We start from the raw sequence: 2,949 nt of genomic DNA, 5'->3' as shown, positions 1-2,949 counted from the left end.
TCCCTTAAGAGAGGGCGACTCAAGTCTCGAAGTTAATTGGTGTGAAGTGACTGTTATTAATGAAAAAACCCAGAAAACTATCTACCAAAATAATTGGATAACTAATCATAAAATCACGGAAAATAATGTCGAAGAAATTGTCAAAGCTGGGCGCAGCAGATGGAAAGTTGAAAATGAAGGCAATAACGTTCTCAAAAATCACGGTTATAATTTAGAGCATAACTTTGGTCATGGTCAGAATCATTTGTGCGAGTTCTTATTGTCTTTGAATTTACTAGCTTTTTTATTCCATACCGTTTTGGATTTAGTTAATTACACCTATCAAAAGATTCGTGAGCTATTAGTAACTCGGACTTCTTTCTTTAATAATATTCGTACCCTATTAAAATTTATTTGGTTTAAGAATTGGTCGGAATTTTTCTCATTTATTCTCACCGAATATATCCCATTTAAAAAAGTAAATTTTAGTTAAAAATGTCAGAACTCTTGAAGGAGAAAAAGAAAGTTGTTTATAAAAAAACTAAAGATTTTGTTAGAATTTCATCCAGATTTATGAGTTGAAATCGATTTTTCATGGACAAAGTTCTTAAAACCTGTCTATCTCTAGCGTTGGATGATAATTATCTGTCAAAAAATAATGCTTCTACACAAGTTCTCTATTTAAATAAGAGAATTTTATCTGATTTTTTTCAAAATGAGAATTGCTGGCAGAAAACTGATGGTTATCGTGGTTAATGACGATAATCAGCCGCAGATATCGAAAGAGGTAGCCAGTAAATTAGTCAAAAATCCCGATATTATCGCTGTTGTCGGTCATAATGCCTCCGATGCCAGTTTGGCCGCCGCTCCTATCTACGAAAAAGGCGGTTTGGTGATGATTTCTCCCACCTCCCTGGCTAATAATCTCTCCGGTGCGGGAAATTATATCTTTCGTCTGGTGGCTTCTAACGGCAAAATTAGGGAAAAATTAGCAAATTACATAGTAAATACTGCTAAAGTCCAGAAAATTGCTTTTTGCTACGATTCTCAAGCTCCTGATAATGTTTCCTTTAAAGATGAGTTGATGGCTAATGTGGCGAAAAAAGGCGGTCAAATTGTGCCGATTGTCTGTGATCTGAGTGTCCCCAATTTTAAGGCCGATCAAGCCCTTAATCAGGCGATTTCTGGGGGTGCTAACGGCCTATTTGTCGTCGCTCATGTTGATCGTCTCGATCCCGTTTTTGAGGTTATTCGCTCCAATCGTCAGCGTTTGCCTCTGTTTAGTAGTCCCACCCTCTACAATATTCGCACCCTCGAAGATGGCGGCAAAAACGCCCAAGGTTTAACCCTTGCCGCACCCTGGCACCCCTCGCTTAACCAGACTTTTGCCAATCTTATGCAGGAACAGTGGCGCGGTCCAGTTAGTTGGCGCACAGCCACCAGTTTTGACGCTACACGGGTGATTATTGCCGGTTTAAGGGAAAATCCTCAACGTCAGGGCCGACAATCGCTGCTGCGTTCCGCCAATTTTCATCAAACAGGGGCCACCGGAAAAATTAGCCTTGATCCCAATACTGGCGATCGCATCGGTCAACCGGTGTTAATTCAAGTGCGATCGACTCCCTCCGGTGAGCAGTTTGTCCCTTTACCTTGAAAAGTCCCCAGTCCACCAAAGTCGGGAGAGTTGGCAACTCTCCCCCCAAAAAGTCTCAAAAATTACAATTATTTCAATGTTCAACCCTGAGCAAGAAATGAATGGCTAATATGTTAAAATATGCCTAGATATTTGTAAACTTTTTCCTTTGTATGGATATCGTTATTATCGAAGATGAAATTGAAATCGCCCATTTGATTGAGCAAACTTTAGAGCGGGAGTCCTTTACTTGTCATCTGGCTTATAATGGTAGGGTAGGACTAGAACTATTTTATCAAAAGCAACCAGACTTAGTTATTTTAGATTTAATGTTACCCGAATTAGATGGACTAGAATTGTGTGCTAGAATTCGCCAAAAACCAGGGACAAAAGACCCCTATATTTTAATGTTAACCGCTAGGGGAGAAGAAATTGATCGCATTATCGGTCTATCTACGGGAGCCGATGATTACATGGTCAAACCCTTTAGTCCCCGGGAATTAACCGCTCGCGTAAGAGCCTTATTAAGACGTAGTTTAAGACACGATAGCCAACCCCAGCAACTCCATCGCAGCCGTCATTTTATTATCGACTTAGATCAACATTCTGCTGTTCGTAAATTGGAGGGAATGCCAGAGGAAACCCTCGATTTAACCACCTTAGAATTTAATTTATTAGCTACCTTTGTCAGTTATCCCAATCGCGTCTGGAGTCGCACCCAATTAATCGATAATCTCTGGGGAAATGATTTTTTTGGCGATGAAAGGGTAGTAGATACCCACATCCGACGCTTACGCAAAAAAGTAGAACCCGATCCTGCTAATCCGATCTTTATCAAAACTGTAGTCGGTGTCGGTTATAAATTTGAAGATGACATTATTTAGGGTCTGCTGAAAAAGTTTGTTGGTGGGGTTAGGAGTCAGGAGCCGGTCGTCAGTATTCACGAGGCAGTATTCAGGAGATAAGTAGGGTGTGCTGAAAAAGTTTGTTGGTGGGGTTAAGGAGTCAGGAGTCAGGAGTCAGGAGTCGGGAGTTTCAGGCTTTGTTGCCCTCTCTTTTTGTACCAATTTATGTACTATAAAAAGGATAATGCAAGGTTTTTGAGAGTCCCAATCCGATTTTCGCAGCATGAACATCGGATTTTAACAGGTCAAAAGCCTTATTTTAAAAGGGTTTTACCATTATTCAGCAAACCCTAAGTAGCTGGTTATAATTAAATTAAAAATAGATTTTAGGTTCGATCCCCCCTTAGTCCTAGGGTTGATTCATAGTAGGGTTGATTCATGAATCAACCCTACCCTTAGTCCCCCCTTGATAAGGGTGGTGTCTGATAATTT

The 2,949-nt window shown here is 40.3% G+C and carries 2 protein-coding genes and 1 pseudogene; all 3 read left to right on the top strand.

Annotated features, from left to right (window positions below; all coding sequences use genetic code 11):
- Positions 1-386: pseudogene (locus tag O9290_RS27345) on the top strand (ISNCY family transposase); the annotation flags it as partial.
- A gap of 308 nt (positions 387-694) precedes the next feature.
- Positions 695-1,633 (top strand): ABC transporter substrate-binding protein, encoded by a 939-nt coding sequence (locus O9290_RS27340; RefSeq protein ID WP_288026462.1) that lies wholly within the window; start codon positions 695-697, stop codon positions 1,631-1,633.
- A gap of 152 nt (positions 1,634-1,785) precedes the next feature.
- Complete coding sequence (locus O9290_RS27335; protein ID WP_002760492.1) at positions 1,786-2,496, top strand: response regulator transcription factor; 711 nt, start codon at positions 1,786-1,788, stop codon at positions 2,494-2,496.
- Positions 2,497-2,949 lie beyond the last annotated feature (453 nt).

The sequence above is a fragment of the Microcystis sp. LE19-41.2A genome, assembly GCF_027530405.1.
Taxonomy (GTDB): domain Bacteria; phylum Cyanobacteriota; class Cyanobacteriia; order Cyanobacteriales; family Microcystaceae; genus Microcystis; species Microcystis aeruginosa.
The sequence above is the reverse complement of the archived record's forward strand: the minus strand, read 5'-3'. Positions and strand labels throughout refer to the sequence as shown.